This window comes from Pseudomonas sp. NPDC089530 (assembly GCF_050280705.1).
GTDB lineage: Bacteria > Pseudomonadota > Gammaproteobacteria > Pseudomonadales > Pseudomonadaceae > Aquipseudomonas.
This window is the reverse complement of the sequence record NZ_JBNNVU010000042.1, coordinates 1-21243: the sequence shown is the minus strand read 5'-3', so window position 1 is coordinate 21243 and position 21243 is coordinate 1. Positions and strand designations below refer to the sequence as shown.

At 67.4% G+C, this 21243-nt stretch carries 19 protein-coding genes; 12 read left to right on the top strand and 7 right to left on the bottom strand.

Annotated elements, in window-relative coordinates:
• Positions 1-150: 150 nt before the first annotated feature.
• From ACQKQA_RS17155 to ACQKQA_RS17145, 3 genes are read right to left on the bottom strand one after another with little or no spacing between them, the layout of a single operon-like run.
• Positions 151-345, bottom strand: coding sequence for a protein DnrP (locus ACQKQA_RS17155; protein ID WP_427559852.1), 195 nt, complete (start codon positions 343-345; stop codon positions 151-153).
• Positions 342-1025 (bottom strand): Crp/Fnr family transcriptional regulator, encoded by a 684-nt coding sequence (locus ACQKQA_RS17150; protein ID WP_427559849.1) that lies wholly within the window; start codon positions 1023-1025, stop codon positions 342-344. Before ACQKQA_RS17150 ends, ACQKQA_RS17155 begins: the two co-directional genes overlap by 4 nt.
• 45 nt (positions 1026-1070) lie before the next feature.
• The gene (locus ACQKQA_RS17145) at positions 1071-1202 is read right to left on the bottom strand and encodes a hypothetical protein (RefSeq protein ID WP_427559847.1); all 132 of its coding nucleotides are present in this window, start codon (positions 1200-1202) and stop codon (positions 1071-1073) included.
• Between the two features lie 418 nt (positions 1203-1620).
• Between ACQKQA_RS17145 and ACQKQA_RS17140 the strand changes: the two genes are divergently transcribed.
• Positions 1621-2811: an NnrS family protein gene (locus tag ACQKQA_RS17140; protein ID WP_427559844.1), complete on the top strand. Its 1191-nt coding sequence runs from the start codon at positions 1621-1623 to the stop codon at positions 2809-2811.
• A 22-nt stretch (positions 2812-2833) separates the two neighbouring features.
• A complete protein-coding gene (locus ACQKQA_RS17135) occupies positions 2834-3274 on the top strand; it encodes a hypothetical protein (RefSeq protein ID WP_427559841.1) in 441 nt (146 codons plus the stop codon).
• Positions 3275-3315: 41 nt separating this feature from the next.
• On the opposite strand, the gene ytfE is transcribed toward ACQKQA_RS17135, so the two are convergent.
• Positions 3316-4029, bottom strand: a complete 714-nt coding sequence (gene ytfE, locus ACQKQA_RS17130) for an iron-sulfur cluster repair protein YtfE (protein ID WP_427559838.1) — start codon at positions 4027-4029, stop codon at positions 3316-3318.
• 157 nt (positions 4030-4186) lie between these two features.
• On the opposite strand from ytfE, the gene norR reads away from it, so the two are divergent.
• The 7 genes from norR to ubiT all read left to right on the top strand — a co-directional run bounded on the left by norR (position 4187) and on the right by ubiT (position 11209).
• Entirely contained in the window at positions 4187-5713 is a 1527-nt protein-coding gene (gene norR / locus ACQKQA_RS17125; RefSeq protein WP_427559835.1) for a nitric oxide reductase transcriptional regulator NorR, read from the top strand.
• Between the two features lie 443 nt (positions 5714-6156).
• Positions 6157-6804: a pyridoxamine 5'-phosphate oxidase gene (gene pdxH / locus ACQKQA_RS17120; protein WP_427559832.1), complete on the top strand. Its 648-nt coding sequence runs from the start codon at positions 6157-6159 to the stop codon at positions 6802-6804.
• A 98-nt stretch (positions 6805-6902) separates the two neighbouring features.
• Entirely contained in the window at positions 6903-7457 is a 555-nt protein-coding gene (gene moaB / locus ACQKQA_RS17115; protein WP_427559829.1) for a molybdenum cofactor biosynthesis protein B, read from the top strand.
• Positions 7454-8689 carry a molybdopterin molybdotransferase MoeA gene (locus ACQKQA_RS17110; RefSeq protein ID WP_427559826.1) on the top strand — a complete coding sequence of 412 codons (1236 nt, stop codon included), beginning with the start codon at positions 7454-7456 and terminating at the stop codon, positions 8687-8689. Before moaB ends, ACQKQA_RS17110 begins: the two co-directional genes overlap by 4 nt.
• Positions 8690-8824: 135 nt before the next feature.
• Positions 8825-9820, top strand: coding sequence for a ubiquinone anaerobic biosynthesis protein UbiU (gene ubiU, locus ACQKQA_RS17105; RefSeq protein ID WP_427559823.1), 996 nt, complete (start codon positions 8825-8827; stop codon positions 9818-9820).
• Between the two features lie 10 nt (positions 9821-9830).
• Complete coding sequence (locus tag ACQKQA_RS17100) at positions 9831-10721, top strand: U32 family peptidase (protein WP_427559820.1); 891 nt, start codon at positions 9831-9833, stop codon at positions 10719-10721.
• The gene (gene ubiT / locus ACQKQA_RS17095; RefSeq protein ID WP_427559926.1) at positions 10718-11209 is read left to right on the top strand and encodes a ubiquinone anaerobic biosynthesis accessory factor UbiT; all 492 of its coding nucleotides are present in this window, start codon (positions 10718-10720) and stop codon (positions 11207-11209) included. The genes ACQKQA_RS17100 and ubiT overlap by 4 nt, the downstream gene beginning before the upstream one ends.
• Before the next feature lie 180 nt (positions 11210-11389).
• Here ubiT and ACQKQA_RS17090 read toward each other — a convergent pair whose 3' ends face one another.
• The 3 genes from ACQKQA_RS17090 to ACQKQA_RS17080 form a co-directional block, all read right to left on the bottom strand.
• Positions 11390-12067 carry a Crp/Fnr family transcriptional regulator gene (locus ACQKQA_RS17090; protein ID WP_427559817.1) on the bottom strand — a complete coding sequence of 226 codons (678 nt, stop codon included), beginning with the start codon at positions 12065-12067 and terminating at the stop codon, positions 11390-11392.
• A 122-nt stretch (positions 12068-12189) separates the two neighbouring features.
• A complete protein-coding gene (narL, locus tag ACQKQA_RS17085) occupies positions 12190-12837 on the bottom strand; it encodes a two-component system response regulator NarL (protein WP_427559814.1) in 648 nt (215 codons plus the stop codon).
• Positions 12834-14648, bottom strand: a complete 1815-nt coding sequence (locus ACQKQA_RS17080; RefSeq protein ID WP_427559811.1) for a HAMP domain-containing protein — start codon at positions 14646-14648, stop codon at positions 12834-12836. The genes narL and ACQKQA_RS17080 overlap by 4 nt, the downstream gene beginning before the upstream one ends.
• 316 nt (positions 14649-14964) lie before the next feature.
• On the opposite strand from ACQKQA_RS17080, the gene ACQKQA_RS17075 reads away from it, so the two are divergent.
• The 3 genes from ACQKQA_RS17075 to ACQKQA_RS17065 form a co-directional block, all read left to right on the top strand.
• Positions 14965-16260, top strand: a complete 1296-nt coding sequence (locus ACQKQA_RS17075; protein ID WP_427559809.1) for an MFS transporter — start codon at positions 14965-14967, stop codon at positions 16258-16260.
• Positions 16247-17644 (top strand): NarK family nitrate/nitrite MFS transporter, encoded by a 1398-nt coding sequence (locus tag ACQKQA_RS17070; RefSeq protein WP_427559806.1) that lies wholly within the window; start codon positions 16247-16249, stop codon positions 17642-17644. Before ACQKQA_RS17075 ends, ACQKQA_RS17070 begins: the two co-directional genes overlap by 14 nt.
• 68 nt (positions 17645-17712) lie before the next feature.
• Positions 17713-21243, top strand: a 3531-nt coding sequence (locus ACQKQA_RS17065) for a nitrate reductase subunit alpha (RefSeq protein WP_427559803.1), incomplete at its 3' end; no start/stop codon positions are given.

Sequence of the window (21243 nt, the reverse complement as noted above, 5' to 3'; positions counted from 1 at the left end):
TTTGCGAGGACTGCGTCCTCGATCGCAGCCTCGCTGGCGCTCGACAGCGGCTACAAAAGCTGGGGTCATGCGCGGTCCTGTAGCCGCTGCCGAGCGTCAGCGAGGCTGCGATCGGCAGCGTAGCGGCCGCAAAAGGGGCAACGCGGTGTTTTAGGAGCGTGGCAACCAGAAGAACATCGCCACGCAAAACACCGTCAGGCCGATGCAGAACCAGGTGAAGCGCCGCAGCCGCCGGGCTTCTGTTTGCGCCGCGGTGGCCGGCAGCGGCATGCCGCAGTGGCGGCAGCTGGCTTGCCGGGGTGGGTTAGGGCGTTGGCAGTACAGGCAGGTAGCGCTGGCGTTCACTCGAATTGCTCCAGGCGTGGACGGTCGAGAATCACGATCTGGCGGCCGTCCTGGCTGATGATGCCTTCATCGATCAGGCGACGGATGATGCGCGAGAAGGTCTCCGGCTGGATCGCCAGGTGGCCGGCGATCAGTTGCTTGGCCATCGGCAACTCGAACTGGTGCTCCACCGGTTGCAGCTGCATCAGTTGCGTCAGCAGGTAACGCACCACCCGGTGGGTGGCGTTTTTCAGCGACAGGGTTTCGATCTCGTTGACCCGCTGGTGCAGGCGCACGCAGAGCTTGCCGAGCAGGGCGAAGGTCAGGCGGCTGTTGCCTTGCAGCAGGCGCAGGTAGGTGTGGTTGGACAAGCGATAGAGCTGGGTCGGGCCTATGGCTTCGGCCGAGGCCACGTAGTCCGGGGTGTCCATCAGCATCATCGCCTCGGCGAAGGTCTGGCGCGGGCCGATGACCTCGAACACCTTCTCCTGACCATCCGGTGTCAGGCGGTAGATCTTCACCGCGCCGGCGATCACGAAATAGAAGGCCTCGGCCGGCTCGCCCTGGCGGAACAGCGGGTCGCCCTTGTCGAGGCTGAGCAACTGGCTGCTCGCCATCAGCTCGTCCAGCTGTTCTTCGTTCAAGGGTTCGAACAGGTGATGGCTGCGCAGAATCTGGTGATGGACGCGGTGGAGCACCATGAAATTCATCCTTATGGCAGGGGGCAGGGAGGGGCTGTCGGTCCGTCAGACGAGGCCCAGGGCAACGTGGCTGGCGAGGGCGAGGACCGCGCCCAGGACGGCGAACCAGGTCAGTGGCGGGATGACTTTTTTCAGGGTGGCTCCGGCGGTTTTCAGGGTGGCTCCGGCGGTGTGCATGGTGGCTCCGGTGGTTCGAGAAGGATCGGGGTGCTGCGGGTTCAGCAAGAGCCGGGCCAGGCGCGAGACGCCCGGTATACGGGAGGGCCGATGGGGTGTTGGTCAAAAAGACCCTGGCTTTTTGGGTCATAACGACCATCGAATAGTCATTTTTACCTGCCCGTGGCAGGCCGCCTCCAGCGCCCTGCTGGCCAATAGCCCCGGCCCGCCGGTTCGCGGCGGTTTCACCCGCCCGCCAGGCCCCGGGGCACGCCCTTTGCACTGTCCACTACGACGGCGGGCAATGGCTCCGCCCAACCCTCGGCAAGCTTGATTTGCGACAACGGCGCCAACGCGCCGATGGCCGATGATGGCCGGGGATTCAATGCGCGCGTGTCGACCGTTGCCGGGTCGGCCGCCGAGTAAAAAGGAGTGGTTCATGCAAGTACTTGACCGTCGAGCGGCGATGGCGATCGTGCCGCTGTTGCGTCTGGCGTTCCGGCCGTTCTTCCTGGCCGGCTGTGTCCTGGCGTTGCTGGTGGTGCCGCTGTGGCTGGCGGCCCTGCACGGCAGCCTGGGCGACTGGCAACCGGCGGGGGGCTGGCTGGGCTGGCACCGCCACGAACTGCTGTTCGGTTTCGGCCTGGCGATCATCGCCGGCTTTCTGTTGACCGCGGTGCAGACCTGGACCGGCCAGCCGGGCCTCAGTGGCAAGCCGCTGGCGGCCCTGGCCGTGCTCTGGCTGGCGGCGCGCCTGGCCTGGCTGGGGCATGCGCCCTGGCCGCTGCTGGCGGTGCTGGAGCTGGGCTTTCCCCTGGCGCTGGCCGGGTTGATGGGCCGCACGCTGTGGAAGGTGCGCCAGCGCCGCAACTACCCGATTGTCCTGGTGCTGCTGTTGCTGGCGGCGGCGGACGGCCTGGCGGTGGCCGGCCTGCTGCCGGGCCATGAAGGCTGGCAGCGCCAAGGGGTCCTGAGCGGCCTGTGGCTGGTGGCGGCGATGATGGGCCTGATCGGTGGGCGGGTGATTCCCTTCTTCACCCAGCGCGGCCTCGGCCGCACCGAGGCCGTGGCGCCCTGGCCGTGGCTCGATCGCCTGGTGCTGGTGGGCTCGGCCCTGGTGGCGCTGGCTTATGCCACGGGGCTGGCGCTCTCGGTCAATGCCGGGGTCGGCGCGTTGTTCCTGCTGCTGACGGCCGCGCACCTGCTGCGGCTGTGGCGCTGGCACGACCGCGGGCTGTGGCGCGTGCCGCTGTTGTGGTCGCTGCACCTGGCCTATGGCTGGCTGGCGCTGGCGTGCCTGGGCATGGCGCTGTGGCATTTCGGTGCGCCGCTGAACCCCAGCCTGGCGGTGCATGGCCTGACTATCGGCGCCATGGCCGGATTGATCCTGGCGATGATCGCGCGGGTCAGCCTGGGCCACACCGGGCGGCCGTTGCAGCCGCCGTCCGGCATGACCCTGGCGTTTATCCTGCTCAACCTCGCTTGCTTCAGCCGAGTGCTGCTGGTGCTGGTGCTGCCAGTGGCGGCCTTGTGGCTGGCGGGGCTGTGCTGGGTGCTGGCTTTTGCCCTGTACGTCTGGCGCTACGGGCCTATGCTGTGGCGGGCGCGGGTCGATGGGCATCCGGGCTGAGCCCTGAACAAGGAGTTGGGCAATGATTTATCCCTGGTTACTGGTCATCCACCTGCTGGCGGCGATCGGCTTTATCGGCACGCTGTTCTTCGAGGTGTGCATCTGGCAGGCGGCGCGCCGGCAACTGGCGAGCGGCGTGCAGATGGCGGCCGACCAGGCCATCGCGGTGCGCTCGCGCAAGGTCCTGCATGGCGTGGTGCTGCTGTTGTATGGGGCCGGCATGGGCCTGGCCTGGCACCACCGCGGCGCCTTGAGCCAGCCCCTGGGCAGCAGCTTCGCCACGTTGCTGGGCCTGAAGATCCTGCTGGCCCTGAGCATCATCGGCCACTACCTGTTGCTGGCGTACTGGCTCAAGACCCTGCGGCTGACGGAGCGCCGGGCCTGCTGGATCCGCCGCAGCGTGCTGGGGCACATGCTGCTGATCGTGGTCCTGGCCAAGGCGATGTTCTATTGGCACGGCTGAAGGGGCGTGCCAGCCACCGGGCTGGCACGCAAGGGCGGGGATCAAGCGTTCAGGGCATTGACGAACAGGACGTTGTTTTCCAGGTGGATGTGCTGCATCAGGTCGTCATGGAATTCCCGCAGGCCGCGATACAGCGCGCGCCAGGTGTTGCAGGCGTTGGCGGGCGGGGTGATGTGGTCGGTCAGTACCAGCAGCTTCTCCAGGGCCTCGCCATGTTGATCGTGCTCCAGGCGCAGCACATGGATCGGCGGCGCCGCCCGGTGGCCCAGACCCTGTTGCAGCATCGGGAACAGCACCTGTTCTTCCTTGAGCATGTGGCCTTCGAGTTCCTGTTGCATGTCTCGCAGGTGGTCGGCCAGACCGTTGGGGCAGCTGTCACGGGCGCCGTGCACCTGCTCCACGCGGCAGGCCAGGCGGATCAGTTCCGGCAGTTGCTCGCGGTGGCGAGCGTGGTAGCGGGCGAGGATATGGGCGATCAGCGCCGCGCCGGGTTCGGCGCGCCAGTCGTGTTGCGGCGCGGCGCTGTCTTGCAACTGGTGCAGGGCCTGGGCGATCGGCGCGGGGTCGAGCCGTTTGCCCAGGGCCGCGTCGCGCAGGGTCTTCTGCCCGCCGCAGCAGAAGTCCAGGTTGAACTCATGAAACACCCGGGTGGCGCCGGGGATGTCGCAGGCCAGTTGGCCGAGGCTGCGGTCCAGCAGGGCTTGTGGGGAGGTGTCGAGTTGGCGGGAGGTGGGTTCCAGGAGTGTGGTGCTCATCAGGGGTTTCCTTATTGGAAGTAGCAACGGTTCCCCTGGCGCGTTGCATCCGGCATGCCATATGTAACTGTTTGAAAATAATGGACTAATTTTTTGACGTGGTGCGAATGACCCGGAATTTCCAGGGTCGATTCCACCAGTAAGGGTGATGACTACCATGTTGCGTGAAAGTCTGGCGGCCGATCTGATTGTCGAGTTGCCCAATGCCGTGCGCTTGCAGCGCCTGGTGCAGACCTTGCGGGAATATTTCAAGGCCGGGGCCGTGGGCCTGCTGCGCCTGGACGACGACAGCCTGCGGCCGGTGGCGACCGTGGGCCTGGTGCACGAGGCCCTGGGACGGCGCTTCGTGATCGCCCAGCACCCGCGCCTGGCGGCGATCATGGCCTCCCGCGAGCCCACCTGGTTCGAGCCCGACAGCCGCCTGCCCGACCCCTATGACGGGCTGCTCGACAACCCGGTCAGCGAACCCCTGGCGGTGCACGACTGCATGGGCGTGAGCCTGTATGTGGAAGGGCGGGTGTGGGGCGCCATCACCCTTGACGCGTTGCAGGCCGGGACCTTCGACGGCCAGGCCCGGGACGAGCTCAAGCGTTGCAGCCTGCAGATCGAGGCCGCCGTGCGGGTCACCCGCCTGGAGCAGGAAAACCGCAGCCTGCGCCTGTCCCGCAGCGACCCGCAGGATCTGCGCATGCCGGTGGAAGAGGGCGAGATCCTCGGCCAGAGCGAGGCGATGCATCAGTTGCTCAACGAGCTGGACGTGCTCGCCGACTCCGAGTTGCCGGTGTTGCTGCTGGGGGAAACCGGGGTCGGCAAGGAGCTGTTCGCGCGGCGCCTGCACCGGCTGTCCCGGCGCGCCCACAAACCCCTGGTGCAGGTCAACTGCGCGGCCTTGCCGGAGTCCCTGGCCGAGAGCGAGCTGTTCGGCCACGTCAAAGGCGCGTTTTCCGGCGCCACCTGCGACCGCGCCGGGCGCTTCGACGCGGCCAACGGCGGCACGCTGTTTCTCGACGAGGTCGGCGAGCTGCCCTTGAGCGTGCAGGCCAAGTTGCTGCGCACCCTGCAGAACGGCGAGATCCAGCGCCTGGGGGCGGACAAGCCGCTGCATGTGGATGTGCGCATCATCGCCGCCACCAACCGCCACCTGCCGGACAGCATTCGCGACGGGCTGTTCCGCGCCGACCTGTACCACCGGCTGTCGGTGTACCCGGTGCCGATCCCCGCGCTGCGCGAACGTGGCCCCGATGTGTTGATGCTGGCCGGGCATTTCCTCGAACTGAACCGCACCCGCCTTGGCCTGCGCGGTCTGCGCCTGTCGCCGGAGGCCGAACGGGCGCTGCTGGCGTATCCCTGGCCGGGCAATGTGCGGGAGCTGGAGCATGTGATCAGCCGCGCCGCACTGAAGCAGCTCAGCCGCGGCGGCGGTCGCAGCCAGATCCTGAGCCTGGAGCCGGACGTGCTCGACCTGGACAGCACGGTCAAGGCCGCGCAGCCGCTCGGAGCGCAGCCGCCGCTGGACGACGAAGGACCGTTCCAGCCCCTGAGCGCGGCGGTCGACGACTGCCAGCGGCAGAAGATCCGCCTGGCCCTGAGCCGCTGCCGCGACAACTGGGCCCGCGCCGCCCGGCTGCTGGAGGTCGACCCCAGCAACCTGCACAAACTGGCCCGACGGCTGCGCCTCAAATAGCGGGCGGGGGTACGCAAGGCTGGAGCCATGCGCAACCTTGTAGCCGCTGTCGAGCGCTAGCGAGGCTGCGATCGACGGCGTAGCCGTCGCAAACCAGCCGACGGGTTTTTCCAGGCCGATCGCGGACCCAGGTCTTGCGGCAACTGCGTTGCCGTTCGCAGCCTCGCTGGCGCTCGACAGCGGCTACACAGGCGCCGCGATTCCTGTAGCCGCTGCCGAGCCCTGGCGAGGCTGCGATCGACGGCGTAGCCGTCGTAAACCGGACGACGCGGTTTTCCAGGCGGATCGCGGATGCAGGTTTTGCGGCAACTGCGTTGCCGTTCGCAGCCTCGCTGGCGCTCGACAGCGGCTACAGGGCTACAGGGGCGGAGATTGATGGCGATCAAGGCCATGTGCTGTTTTGCCTCGCAGACTGCGCGAAACCCCCGATGGAGATCACCCCCATGCCGCTTTCCCTGGCTCAGATGCGCCGTAATTACTGCCGCGATGGTTTGGCCGACGAGGCCGTGCCGGACGATCCGCTGGCGCTGTTCCGCCAGTGGCTGCAACAGGCCCGGGACACCGAGCAGGCGCCGGTGGAGGCCAACAGCATGTGCCTGGCCACGGTCGACGCCCAGGGCCGGCCCCATTGCCGGGTGCTGTTGCTCAAGGGCTTGAGCGACGAGGGCTTCACCTTCTTCGGCAACTACCAGAGCGCCAAGGGCCAGGAACTGGCGGCCAATCCCCACGCCGCCATGACCTTCTTCTGGCCGGCCCTGGAGCGCCAGGTGCGCATCGAAGGGCCGGTAGCACCGCTCGAACCGCGGCTGTCGGACGTGTATTTCGATTCCCGCTCCCTGGCCAGCCGCCTCGGTGCCTGGGCCTCGCCACAGAGCCAGCCGCTGGCCAACCGATTGCAGCTGGAATCGCTGCTGGCCAGCGTCACCAGCCGCTTCGACGGCCAGCCAGTGCCGCGCCCGGAACACTGGGGCGGCTACTGCCTGCGCCCGGAGCGCCTGGAGTTCTGGCAAGGGCGTAGCGATCGTCTGCACGACCGCCTGGATTACCGCCTGCACGCTGGCGCCTGGCGCCACGGCCGGCTGGCGCCCTGAGGGCTGTCGCACCGTCGAGGTACCTCCTTGGAGGAATAGGTTCGTCGGCGGTTTCGGTTCAGGCTGGGGCCAGTCCTCATTCACGGGAAGGCTTGGATATGGCCCATCTGACGCAACGCACGTTTCAACCCCTGAACATCGCCGTGCTGACCATCAGCGATACGCGAACCCTGGAAACCGACACCTCGGGGCAGACCCTCGGCGACCTGCTGCAAACCGCCGGGCATGTGCTGATCGACCGCGGCCTGGTGCGGGACGACATCTACCAGATCCGCGCCCGGGTCTCGCAGTGGATCGCCGACCCCGAGGTGCAGGTGGTGCTGATGACCGGCGGCACCGGCTTCACCGCGCGGGACAACACGCCCCAGGCGGTGCTGCCGCTGCTGGACAAGCATGTGGAAGGTTTCGGCGAGCTGTTCCGCCAGGTGTCCCTGGAGGAAATCGGCATGTCCAGCCTGCAGTCCCGGGCCCTGGCCGGGGTCAGCAACGGCGTGCTGGTGTGCTGCGTGCCGGGCTCCCCGGGAGCCTGTCGTACCGCCTGGAACCGGATACTCGGCGAACAGCTGGACAGCCGCACCGGCCCATGCAATTTCGCCCCTCATCTGAAACCCCAGGCGCAGCAGAGCATCGAGGCCTGCGGGGTGCGCCCGTGAGCGGCTGTGGCTGCGACGGCGGCCAACTGATCCCGGTGGAACAGGCCATCGCCCATTTGCTGGACCAGGTGCCGCCCCCACCGGCGGTGCAAGACATTGCCCTGGAGCAGGCCCTGGGCCGGGTACTGGCGGCGGATGTGCAGGCGCCGTTGAACCTGCCCGGCTGGGACAACAGCGCCATGGACGGTTACGCCTTCCGCGCCGCCGACCTGCCCCCCGCAGGTGGCCGCCTGACGCTGGCGGGACGGATCGCCGCCGGGCAGGCGGCGGACCGACCCCTGGCGGCAGGGCAGGCGGTGCGCATCTTCACCGGCGCGCCCCTGCCACCCGGGGCCGACACCGTGGCGCCCCAGGAAAACTGCCGGGTCGAGGGCGAGCATGTCTGGCTACCCCAGGCGAGCCCCGGCGAGCACGTGCGCCAGCAGGGCGAAGAGGTGCAATGCGGCCAGCGGTTGCTCAAGGCCGGCCAGCGCCTGCGGGCCCAGGAGCTGGGATTGCTGGCCGCCGCCGGGATCGCCCGGGTCGAGGTCTATCGGCCGCTGCGGGTGTGCCTGCTGAGCAGCGGCGACGAGTTGCGCGAGCCCGGCCAGCCCCTGGCGCCGGGGCAGATCTACAACAGCAATCGCTACTGCCTGTCCGCGCTGCTGCGCGGCTGGGGCGTCGAAGTGCACGACTACGGGGTCATGGCCGACGAACTGGCGGCCAGCCAGCACGCCCTGAGCCTGGCTTCGTCGGAGTGCGACCTGTTGCTGACCTCGGGCGGCGTCTCGGTCGGCGAGGAGGACCACCTCAAGCAGGCCATCGAGGAACTCGGCCATGTGGATTTCTGGCGCCTGGCGATCCAGCCGGGCAAGCCCCTGGCCTTTGGCGAAGTGGCCGGCAAACCCTGGCTCGGCCTGCCGGGCAACCCCTCGGCGGCGCTGGTGACCGCGCTGGTGGTGGTGCGGCCGTTCCTGCTCCGGGCCCAGGGCGTGAGCGAGGTGCTGCCACGGCCGGTGGCGCTGCCCGCGGACTTCGAATGGGCGCAGCGCAACCGGCGCCGGCAGTACCTGCGGGCGCGCCTGGAACTCGATGCCGCGGGGCAGGCCCGGGTGCAACTGCACCCGCAGCAGAGCTCGGCGATGCTCAGCGCGGCCTGCTGGGCCGATGGCCTGGCGCTGGTGGAATGCGAGCGCCAGCTGCGCCCGGGGGACCCGGTGCCGTTCCTGTCGTTCGCCGAACTGATGCAATGAGCGCAATTGATTGCGATCAAGGCCGTGGCGGCCGGTCTGGCTAGACTGGCGACGGCTTTTTTTCCAGCGCTACGGACCTGCTGGCGATACCCCGCGCACGCGCCGCCCAAACGGGTTCTTTGATGAGGATCACCCATGCAACTGGTCTGCCCGGCAGGCAACCTGCCTGCGCTGAAAGCGGCGGTGCGCCAAGGCGCCGATGCCGTCTACGTCGGCTTTCGCGACGACACCAACGCCCGGCATTTCGCCGGCCTGAATATGGACGACAAGCAGTTCGACGCGGCGGTCGCGCACATCCGCCAGCACCAGCGCAAACTCTATGTCGCGGTCAACACCTACCCCCAACCCCAGGGCTGGGCGCGCTGGCAGCGGGCGGTGGACCGCGCCGCCGACCACGGGGTCGACGCCCTGATCGCCGCCGACCCCGGGGTGCTCGGGTATGCCAGCCAGCGCCATCCGCAACTGAACCTGCACCTGTCGGTACAGGGCTCGGCCACCAACGCCAGCGCCCTGGCGTTCTACGCCCAGCACTACAACATCCGCCGCGCGGTGCTGCCGCGGGTGCTGTCCCTGGCCCAGGTGCGCCAGGTGGCGGCCAGCAGTACGGTGCCCATCGAGGTGTTCGCCTTCGGCAGCCTGTGCATCATGGCCGAGGGCCGTTGCCACCTGTCGTCCTATATCACCGGCGAGTCGCCGAACCTGTGCGGCGTCTGCTCGCCGGCCAAGGCGGTGCGCTGGAGCGAGGACGCCGAGGGCCTGAGCGCGCGCCTCGGCGAAGTGCTGATCGACCGCTACACCCCGGACGAGGCCGCTGGCTATCCGACCCTGTGCAAGGGCCGGTTCCTGGTGGAGGGCCAGCGTTTCCATGCCCTGGAGGAACCCACCAGCCTCGACACCCTGGACCTGTTGCCGGAGCTGGCGGCCATCGGCGTCGAGGCAGTGAAGATCGAAGGCCGCCAGCGCAGCCCGGCCTATGTCGAGCAGGTCACCCGGGTCTGGCGCGCGGCGCTGGACGCCCATCGCGCCGCGCCCGCGACGTTCGCGGTCAAGGACCAGTGGCGCCAGGTGCTGGCCGGCCTGTCCGAAGGCAGCCAGACCACCCTGGGCGCCTATCACCGATCCTGGCAATGAGGAGTCAGCCATGAAGCTCAGCCTGGGCCCCGTCCTGTTCTACTGGGACAAGGAACAATTGGGGCGATTTTATTCCGAGATGTCGGCTTTGCCCCTGGATGTGATCTACCTGGGGGAAACTGTGTGTTCCAAACGCCGGGCGCTGTCCCTGGATCATTGGCTGGGCCTGGGCCGCGAGCTGCAAGGCTGCACCCAGGCGCAGATCGTGCTGTCGAGCCTGACCCTGATCGAGGCCGCGTCCGAGCTGTCGAGCCTGCGCCGCCTGTGCGACAACGGCGAGCTGCTGGTGGAGGCCAACGACATGGGCGCGGTGCAATTCCTCGCCGAGCGCCACCTGCCGTTCGTGGGCGGGCCGGCGCTCAATCTCTACAACGGCCAGGCCCTGTCCCAGTTGCAGGCGTGCGGGATGATCCGCTGGGTGCCGCCGGTGGAATGTTCGGCGAGCCTGATCCGCGCGGTGCTGGATCAGGTGCGCGAGCTGGGGCATGCGCTGCCCGAGGTCGAGGTGTTCGCCTACGGTCATCTGCCGCTGGCCTATTCCGCGCGCTGCTTCACCGCCCGGGCACAGAACCGGCCCAAGGACGATTGTCAGTTCTGCTGCATCCAGTACCCCGACGGGCTGGCGCTGACCAGCCAGGAAGGCCAGCCGCTGTTCACCCTCAACGGCATCCAGACGATGTCCGCCGAGGTCACCAACCTGCTGGCGGACTATGCCGGGCTGGTGGCCTGCGGCGCCGACCTGCTGCGCCTGAGCCCGCGGGCCCAGGGCATGGCCGAGGTGATCGAGGCCTATCAGCGGGTGCGCCAGGGTGCGACGCCGCCCCTGTACGTCGAAGGCTGCAACGGCTACTGGCATGGCCAGGCCGGGATGCTGCGCGTCGAGGAGGCCGGCCTGTGCTGAATGAAAACACCAAGAACAGAGCGTCCCGCCAGCCATGGCTGTTGCAGGGCGCCGACCGGGTGCTGCCGTTGTTACGGCGGGTACCGTTCGGCCTGCAGCGCCTGGTCCTGCAACAGGGGCTCAACCGCTGCCTGGCCGAGCCGCTGCGCGCCGGCGAGTTCGACCTGCTGCGCCGGCGCTGGCTGTGCCTGCGCATCCGCGACCTGGGCCTGGCCTGGTACGTGACCCGCGACCGCGACGGCCTGCAGGTCGCCCAGCGGGCCCGGGCCGATGTGACCATCAGCGGCAACTGGCGCGAGTTCCTGCTGCTGGCCAGCCGCCAGGAAGACCCGGACACGCTGTTCTTCCGCCGGCGCCTGGTGATCGAGGGCGACACCGAACTGGGCCTGACCCTGAAGAACCTGATCGACAGTCTCGACCCCGAGGTGTTGCCGGCCTGGCTGTGGCGCAACCTGGAGCGGGCGGGGAAGGGGCTGGCGGCGGGGTGAGGCAGGAGCCGCCGGGTAGTGTTCTGTAGGTGCGGCTCCGGCCTCTATATGTAGCGCTATCCCCTGTAGGAGCGCAGCTTGCGCGCGATGGTCGTCAACGATGACGCGTGCAGCCTGACACCCCGCGTGGCCCTCAGGTTCATCGCGCGCAAGCTGCGCTCCTACAGGGGGGGCGCCGTGTCAGTCCTGGTAGGCGGCCAGTTCGTCCGGGCCGTGGATCTGGATGGTGCGGCGCTGCATGGCGATCAGGCCGTGGTCCATCAGGCGGTGGAGGATGCGCGAGAAGGTTTCCGGCTGGATGCCCAGCTTCGACGCCACCAGGCGCTTGGACACCTGCAGCACCACCTCGCCGCTGTGGGGGTCGCGCTCCTGCAACAGGTAGTTGATCACCCGCCGGCTGGCGCTGCCCAGGGTCAGGGTGTCGATGTCCCTGAGGCGCTGATGCAGGTGCATGCTCAGGCTGGCCAGGATCGCCAGGCACACCTGGGGCTGGTCTTCCAGGGCGTGGCGGTAGTGGTTGCCGTCGATGCTGATCAGCACGCTGTCTTTGAGGGCGGTGGCGTTCACCGGGTAGCAGCGCGCCTGGCTGAACAGCAGGGCCTCGGCGAAGGTCTGCCCGGGCTGGATGATCTCCACCAGGTTCTCCTGGCCTTCGCCGGTGATGCGGTACAGCTTGACCTGGCCGCTGACCAGCAGGAAAAAGCGCTTGGCCGGATCGCCCTGGTGCAGCAGGGTGCCGTGGCTGTCCAGGCGCTTGAGCAGGGCCTGGGCGCAGACTTCTTCGAAGACCTGGTCCGGCAACTGGCTGAACAGGTGATGGCGACGCAAGAACAGCACGATGGAAGGGTGGGTCAACATGGCGTACCTCCGCTGCCGGCCATGGTAGAGCCCGGGGCGGCCAGGGCCTATGCCTCCGCCGGCCTACCTCCAAAGGGGCAGGGGCGAAAGAGGCGGGCGGGGCAGAAGGGCCGGGGCGCGGTTCAGCCGGCGTTGCGCAGGTGCTCCAGGGCCCACACGGCGGCCTCGACCCGCGAGCGCAGGCCGAGCTTGTGCAGCAGGTTCTTCACATGCACCTTCACCGTGCCTTCGGTGATGCCCAGCTTGTGGCCGATGACCTTGTTGCTGTAGCCGCCGGCGATGGTCTTGAGCACCTGGCGTTCGCGTTCGGTCAGTTCCACTTCCGCCTGGCGCGGCGGCGAGCGCAGGGCCTGGGCCATGACCCGGGTCAGCCCCGGGCTGATCACCAGGGCGCCGCCCAGGGCATCGCGCAGGTACTGGATCAGCAGCTCCGGCTCCATGTCCTTGAGCAGGTAGCCGTCGGCGTCCAGGCGCAGGGCGTCGCGGATGTCGTCTTCGGCGTCGGACACGGTGAACAGCAGCACCTTGCCGGCGTAGCCCATGGCCCGCAGGCGGCGCAGGGTCTCGATGCCGTTGAGTTGCGGCATGTTGTTGTCGAGCAGCACTAGGTCCGGCTGCAAGGGGTCGATCAGTTCCAGGGCTTCTTCGCCGTGGCCGGCTTCGCCGACGATTTGCAAGTCGTCTTCGAGCTCGAGCATCTGGCGGATGCCGCGCCGCATCATCGGATGGTCGTCGACCAGCAGGATCCGGTAGGGGGAGCAGGGGTTCATGTGACGCTACCTTCGGTGGGGAGCCCGAGAAACTCCGGGCGAAATTCCATCTGTACCCGGGTGCCCTGGGGCGTCCTGGAGAAAATCTGCAACTGGCCGCGCAGGCTGCGGGCCCGCTCATCCATGATGGTCAGGCCGTGGTGCTCGCGCTGGTTGCCGCCGGTGGCGTGCTCGTCGCTGAAGCCGCGGCCGTCGTCTTCGATCGACAGGCGCACGCTTTCGCCATGCTGGCGCAGTTGCAGCCAGACGTTTTCCGCGTGGGCGTGGCGCAGGCAGTTGGAGAGCGCCTCGCGGGTGATCTGCAGCAGGTGGATCTGCTCGCTGGCCGAGAGTTCGAAGGCCAGGCTGTCCAGGTGCAGGTGCACCTGGAAGTCGCCGCGACGCGAGAACTCGTCGGCGGTGGCCTTGAGTTCCTGCACCAGCCCGGCGTCGTGGATCTGCAGGCGAAAGGTGGTCAGCAGCTCGCGCAACTGGCGGTAGGCGTTGTTCACCCCCTCGCGCAGTTCGGCGGTGACCGGTTCCAGGGTCGCCACCGGTTCGCCGCGGCGCATCAGGGTCTGCATGCGGCTGACCTGCAGCTTCATATAGGACAGGGCCTGGGCCAGGGAGTCGTGCAGCTCCCGGGCGATGATCGCGCGTTCTTCGAGCAGCACCAGGCGATGGTCCTGCTCGCGCTGGCGCTTGAGCGACAGCGAGGTGCCGATCAGGTTGGCCAGGGCCTGGATCAGTTCGGTTTCCCAGGCTTGCGGGGCGTGGCCGTCGACGAAGTGCGCCTTGAGTTCGCCCAGCTCGCTGCCCTGGTTGCTGATGCTGAAGCTCTGGCGGCTGTTCTGCTGGTGCCGCTGGCAGCCGGCGCAGTCGCTGACGGCGCAGACCTCGCGGCTGTCGGCGCCGTGCAGGGCGATCAGTTGCTGGGCCGGGGCCTGCAACTGGCCTTGCAGGCACAGCGACAGGCGCAGCCCCGGCAGGCGTTGCTGGAAGCGCCGGATCAACTCGTCCAGGCCTTCGGCGTTGGCCAGGCGCGTGGCCAGGCTGCGGCTGCTCTGGTACAGCAGCTCCAGGGCGGCATTGGCCTGTTGCAGGTTCAGGGTCTTTTGCCGGACCAGGGTCTCCAGGGTGCGATGGGACTGCTCGATGGTCTCGGCCATGGCGTTGAAGCTGGTGGCCAGTTGGCCCAGTTCGTCCGCAGACTGGTGGTTGACCCGGGCCTGGAAGTCGCCCCGGCGAAAACGCTGGGTGGCCTCCACCAGTTCCTGCAGCGGGCTGACCACGCTGTACTGCAGTTCGTACAAGCCCAGCAGCAGGACGAACAGGGTGGTGAACAGCGCCGCGCCCTGGATCAGCTGTTGCCAGGTCTGCTTATGTTCGCTCTGGCGTTGCAGCAGGCTGACGAACTGGTTCAGTTGTTCGACGAAGGGCAGGGCCAGGGCCTGGAACGTGGCGCCATCCCCGCGCTCCAGGGCCGGCTGCAGTTCGTCGTTCCAGCGCTGGCGGATCTGTTGGTAGCTGCCCAGCAGGTCGGGGTCGGCGCCGTCTTCCAGCACCGCCCTGAGGGACTGGCTGTCGAGGCGCTGTTGCAGGCTCTGGGTGATGTGGGTCAGTTCTTCGGCGCTGGCGCCCGCCGCCAGCTTCCAGCTCAGGTGGTAGGTCTCCATGCGCACCGAGCCTGCGGTATTGATGGCCGCGGCGTCGCCCTGGCTGAACCAGGCGATCAGCCCGGCGCTCAGGGAACTGGCCAGGGCCAGGACGGCGATCAGGATCACCGCCAGGCCGGCGCGGGCGGGCAGGGAACTGCGCAGCCAGCGGATCATGGGCGCAAGCCGGGAGCGGACAGCGGGAAAACGGACATGGGGGGAACGCTCCGGGGATGGTTGACGCTGTTTTGCCGCCGGTCCCTGGCGTTCTACCTCTAAAGAGTTTTTGTTCATCGAATCCGCCGGGCGGCTACGCCGGGCGAAGGCAAGAGCCTGATAAACAAAGGGTTCTGAGGTTTTTCGAGACTACCTCGTTGGAGGTAGGCGAGGTAAGCATAGGGCCACGGGGCCCCGGGCTTCCTTGATCCGGGTCAAGTTTTTGCGGGGTTGCCCTCTCTAGTCTGCGGCCATGAACGACTGACTGGAGAGCGAGATGACCCAACCGCGTATGCGACAAGGCCTGGTGCTGGGTATGAGTACGCTGGCCTTCACCATGTGCTTCATGGTCTGGATGATGTTCGCGGTGCTCGGGGTGCCGATCAAGACGCTGCTGGCGCTCAACGAAACCCAGTTCGGCCTGCTGGCCGCGACTCCGGTGCTCACCGGCTCCCTGGCGCGCCTGCCCCTGGGCCTTTTGACCGACCGCTTCGGCGGGCGCAGCGTGTTCTTCGTGCTGATGCTCAGCTGCGTGCTGCCGCTGTACCTGATCAGCCACGCCACCGCCTACTGGCAGTTCCTGGTCCTGGGCCTGTTCGTCGGCCTGGCCGGCGGCTCGTTCTCGGTGGGCATCGCCTACGTGGCCAAGTGGTTCGACCCGGACAACCAGGGTTTCGCCATGGGCATCTTCGGCGCCGGCAACGCGGGGGCGGCGCTGACCAAGTTCCTCGCCCCGGCGCTGATCGCGGCCGGCAGCTGGCAGCTGGTGCCGAAAGCCTTCAGCGCGATCCTGTTCGTCACCGCGCTGCTGTTCTGGTTCTTCACCACCGACAACAAGGCCCACCGCAGCGCCTCGGGCGCCAGCCTGCGCCAGCATCTGAGCGCGCTAAAGGAGCCGGCGGTGTGGCGCTACTGCCAGTACTACTCGATCGTCTTCGGCGGCTACGTGGCCCTGGCGCTGTGGATGACCCAGTACTACGTCCAGGAATACGGTTTCAGCCTGCAGAGCGCCGCGCTGCTGGCCGCCTGCTTCTCCCTGCCGGGCGGCGTGCTGCGCGCGGTCGGCGGCTGGATGTCGGACCGCTGGGGCGCCCAGAGCGTCACCTGGTGGGTGCTCTGGGTCAGCTGGATCTGCCTGTTCCTGCTGTCCTACCCGCAGACCCAACTGCAAGTGCGCACCGTCGACGGCAGCCTGGATTTGCACATCGGCCTGAATCCTGCGCTGTTCACCGTGCTGCTGTTCGTCATGGGCATCGCCTTCGCCTTCGGCAAGGCCTCGGTGTTCAAGTACATCGCCAACGACTACCCGCAGAACATGGGGGCGGTGTCCGGCATCGTCGGCCTCGCCGGCGGCCTGGGCGGCTTCGTGCTGCCGATCCTGTTCGGCGCCCTGGTGGACCTCACCGGCGTGCGCTCTTCCTGCTTCATGTTGATGTACGGCGTGGTCTGGGTGTCGCTCGCCTGGATGTACCTCAGCGAAATCCGCAAGCGCCCGCTGCTGGGCAGACCGCAGCCGGCCCCTTCGTACCCGTTTTCCAGCATTGCCCAAGGAGAAGACCATGTCGGTTCTTAACATGCCTGACAAAGGCCCGGTGATTCATGACTGGCGCCCGGAGGACCCCGCGTTCTGGGGGCGCAGCGGCAAAAAGACGGCGACCCGCAACCTGTGGATCTCGATTCCCGCGCTGCTGTTGGCCTTTGCCGTGTGGATGGTGTGGAGCACGGTGATCGTGCGTCTGAACGCCATCGGCTTCAGCTTCAGCACCGACCAGCTGTTCTGGCTGGCGGCCCTGCCGGGGCTCTCGGGGGCGACCCTGCGGGTGTTCTACTCGTTCATGGTGCCGATCTTCGGCGGCCGGCGCTGGACCGCCCTGAGCACCGCCTCGCTGTTGCTGCCGTCGCTGTGGATGGGCTTTGCCGTGCAGGACCCCAGCACCCCCTACAGCGTGTTCGTGCTGATCGCGCTGCTCTGCGGCTTCGGCGGCGGCAACTTCGCCTCGAGCATGTCCAACATCAGTTTCTTCTACCCCAAGTCGCAGCAGGGCACGGCCCTGGGCCTGAATGCCGGGCTGGGCAACCTCGGGGTCTCGGTGATGCAGTTCTGCGTGCCGCTGGTGATCACCTTCGGCCTGTTCGGCTGGCTCGGCGGCAAACCCCAGGAACTGGCCGACGGCAGCCAGCTGTGGCTGCAGAACGCCGGCTTCCTCTGGGTGCCGTTCATTATCGCGGTGACCCTGCTGGCCTGGTTCGGCATGAACGACCTGTCCAGCGCCAAGGCCTCGTTCAGCGAGCAGGCGGTGATCTTCAAGCGCAAGCACAACTGGCTGATGTGCTGGCTGTACCTGGCCACCTTCGGTTCGTTCATCGGCTTCTCGGCGGCCTTTCCGCTGCTGATCAAGACCGCGTTCCCCCAGGTCAACGCCTTGGCCTTCGCTTTCCTCGGCCCGCTGGTGGGGGCCCTGGTGCGGCCGCTGGGCGGCTGGATGGCGGACAAGCTGGGCGGCGCGCGGGTGACCCTGTGGAACTTCGTGCTGATGATCGCGATGGTGTTCGGCGTGCTGGCGTTCCTCCCGCAGCCAGGCCAGAGCGGCAACTTCTACGGTTTCCTCGGGCTGTTCATGCTGCTGTTCATCACCACCGGCATCGGCAACGGTTCGACCTTCCGCATGATCCCGGTGATCTTCCGCACCCTGCATGAAAAAGCCGCCGCCGGACAAGGCGCCGCGGCCCGCGAGCAGGCGCTGAAGAACGCCGGCAAGGAGTCGGCCGCGGTCCTGGGCTTCAGCTCGGCCATGGGCGCCTTCGGCGCGTTCTTCATCCCCAAATCCTTTGGCACCTCGATGGCCCTGACCGGCGGCCCGCAGATGGCCTTCTACCTGTTCGTCGGCTTCTACCTGAGCTGCATCCTGGTGACCTGGTGGTGGTACGCGCGCAAAGGCGCGGCGACTCCCTGCTGACACCACCCGAATCCAAACCTTGCCCGGCGGGGCACAGAACCCCGCGGCAAGCCTGAGAGGAAAGCACCATGAGTCATTTGTTGGATCAACTGCGGTTTTTCAACCGCAAGCAAAGCGAATTCGCCGAGGGCCACGGGGAGACCCGCAAGGAGTCCCGCGACTGGGAGAACGTCTACCGCTCGCGCTGGCAGTACGACAAGATCGTGCGCTCCACCCACGGGGTGAACTGCACCGGTTCCTGCTCGTGGAAGATCTACGTGAAGAACGGCCTGATCACCTGGGAAACCCAGCAGACCGACTACCCGCGCACCCGCAACGACCTGCCCAACCACGAGCCGCGGGGCTGCCCCCGGGGCGCCAGCTACAGCTGGTACATCTACAGCGCCAACCGCCTGAAATACCCCAAGGTGCGCAAGCCGCTGCTCAAGCTGTGGCGCGAGGCGCGCCTGCAGCTGGCGCCGGTGGACGCCTGGGCCAGCATCGTCGAGAACCCGGCCAAGGCCGAGTCCTACAAGAGCAAGCGCGGCATGGGCGGCTTCATCCGTTCCAGCTGGGAGGAAGTCAACGAGATCATCGCCGCGGCCAACGTCTACACCGTCAAGCAGTACGGCCCTGACCGGGTGGTGGGCTTCTCGCCGATCCCGGCCATGTCGATGGTCAGCTACGCCGCCGGTGCCCGCTACCTGTCGCTGATCGGTGGTGCCTGCCTGAGCTTCTACGACTGGTACTGCGACCTGCCGCCGGCCTCGCCGATGGTCTGGGGCGAGCAGACCGACGTGCCGGAGTCGGCCGACTGGTACAACTCCAACTACATCATCGCCTGGGGTTCCAACGTTCCGCAGACCCGCACCCCGGACGCACATTTCTTCACCGAGGTGCGCTACAAGGGCACCAAGACCGTGGCCATCACCCCCGACTATTCGGAAGTGGCCAAGCTCACCGACCTGTGGCTCAACCCCAAGCAGGGCACCGACGCGGCCCTGGCCCAGGCCTTCAACCATGTGATCTTCAAGGAGTTCCACCTCGAGCGGCCGAGCGCCTATTTCACCGACTACGCCAAGCGCTACACCGACCTGCCGGTACTGGTGCTGCTCAAGCCCATGCTCGGCACCGCGCCGGGCGCCGGCTACCAGCCCGACCGCTTCCTGCGCGCCTCGGACCTGGCCGGCAACCTGGGCCAGGACAACAACCCGGAATGGAAAACCATCGCCCTCGACGCCGACGGCGAGCTGGTGTCGCCCCAGGGCTCCATCGGCTATCGCTGGGGCGAGCAGGGCAAGTGGAACATCCTCGCCCGTGAGGGCGGCGAAGGTCGCGAGATCGACCTGAGCCTGAGCCTGATCGGCGGCGACGTCGCCGAAGTGGCCTTCCCGTACTTCGCCGGCGAGAGCCAGGAGCACTTCGAGCACGTGGCCGGCGATGCCGTGCAGTTCCGCCGGGTGCCGGTGCGCAGCCTGACCCTGGCCGACGGCAGCCAGGCCAAAGTGGCCACGGTGTACGACCTGTCGGCGGCCAACCTGGCCATCGACCGCGGCCTGGGCGGCGCCAACGTGGCCAAGGACTACGACGACGCCAGCGTGCCCGGCACCCCGGCCTGGCAGGAGCAAATCACCGGCGTCAGCCGCGAAAAAGCCATCCAGATCGCCCGGGAGTTCGCCGACAACGCCGACAAGACCCGCGGCCGCTCGATGATCATCGTCGGCGCGGCGATGAACCACTGGTACCACATGGACATGAACTACCGCGGGCTGATCAACATGCTCATGCTTTGCGGTTGCGTGGGCCAGACCGGCGGCGGTTGGGCGCACTACGTGGGCCAGGAAAAACTGCGCCCGCAATGCGGCTGGCTGCCCCTGGCCTTCGGCCTGGACTGGAGCCGTCCGCCACGGCAGATGAACGGCACCAGCTTCTTCTACGCCCACAGTTCGCAGTGGCGCCACGAGAAGATGAACATGCACGAGATGCTCTCGCCGCTGGCCGACAAGAGCCAGTTCCCCGAGCACGCACTGGACTACAACATCCGCGCCGAACGCGCCGGCTGGCTGCCCAGCGCGCCGCAGCTCAACCGCAATCCGCTGCACATCGCCCGTGACGCCGCGGCGGCCGGCATGGCGCCCAGGGACTACGTGGTCAAGTCGCTGCACGAAGGTTCGCTGCGCTTTGCCTGCGAACAGCCGGACAGCCCGCAGAACTTCCCGCGCAACATGTTCATCTGGCGTTCCAACCTGCTGGGCTCCTCGGGCAAGGGCCACGAGTACATGCTCAAGTACCTGCTCGGCACCCGTAACGGGGTGATGAACGAAGACATCGGCCAGGCCGGCGACTGCAAGCCGAAAGAAGCCGAATGGGTGGAGCAGGGCGCCATCGGCAAGCTCGACCTGGTGACCACCCTGGACTTCCGCATGTCCTCGACCTGCGTCTACTCCGACATCGTCCTGCCGACCGCCACCTGGTACGAGAAGGACGACATGAACACCTCGGACATGCACCCCTTCATCCACCCGCTGTCGGCGGCCATCGACCCGGCCTGGGAATCCCGTTCCGACTGGGAGATCTACAAGGGCATCGCCAAGGCGTTCTCGCAGATGGCGGTCGGGCACCTGGGGGTGGAGCAGGACCTGGTCACCGTACCGCTGATGCATGACAGCGTCGGCGAGCTGGCCCAGCCGTTCGGCGGCACCGACTGGAAAACCGCGGGCGAGGTGCCGCAGCCGGGCAAGAACGCGCCGAACCTGCAAATCGTCGAGCGCGACTACCCGAACATCTACAAGCAGTTCACCTCCCTCGGTCCGCTGCTGGAAAAACTCGGCAACGGCGGCAAGGGCATCAACTGGAACACCGACAAGGAAGTGCAGTTCCTCGGCGAGCTGAACTACCGCGAGGGCGCCGAGGGCATCAGCCAGGGCCGGCCGAAGATCGACACCGCGATCGACGCCGCCGAGGTGATCCTGTCCCTGGCCCCGGAAACCAACGGCCACGTGGCGGTCAAGGCCTGGGCGGCGCTGTCGGAGTTCACCGGCATCGACCACAGCCACCTGGCGCTGCCCAAGGCCCACGAGGCGATCCGTTTCCGCGATATCCAGGCGCAGCCGCGCAAGATCATTTCCAGCCCGACCTGGTCGGGCCTGGAAGACGAACACGTCAGCTACAACGCCGGCTACACCAACGTCCACGAGAACATCCCGTGGCGCACCATCACCGGCCGCCAGCAGTTCTACCAGGACCACCCGTGGATGCAGGCGTTCGGCGAGCAGTTGATGAGCTACCGGCCGCCGGTGGACACCCGGAGCATCGCGGCGGTGAAAGGCAAGCGCGCCAACGGCCACCCGGAAATCGTCCTCAACTGGATCACCCCGCACCAGAAGTGGGGCATCCACAGCACCTACAGCGACAACCTGCTGATGCTGACCCTGAGCCGCGGCGGGCCCATCGTCTGGCTCTCGGAAATCGACGCCAAGCGCGCCGGCATCGAGGACAACGACTGGATCGAATGCTTCAACGCCAATGGCGCGGCGACTGCCCGGGCGGTGCCCTGGACCAGCACGCGATTCTTGGTGCGCTCCATCTTCAGGTCGATGTCGCGGTCGATGCAGTTGTTG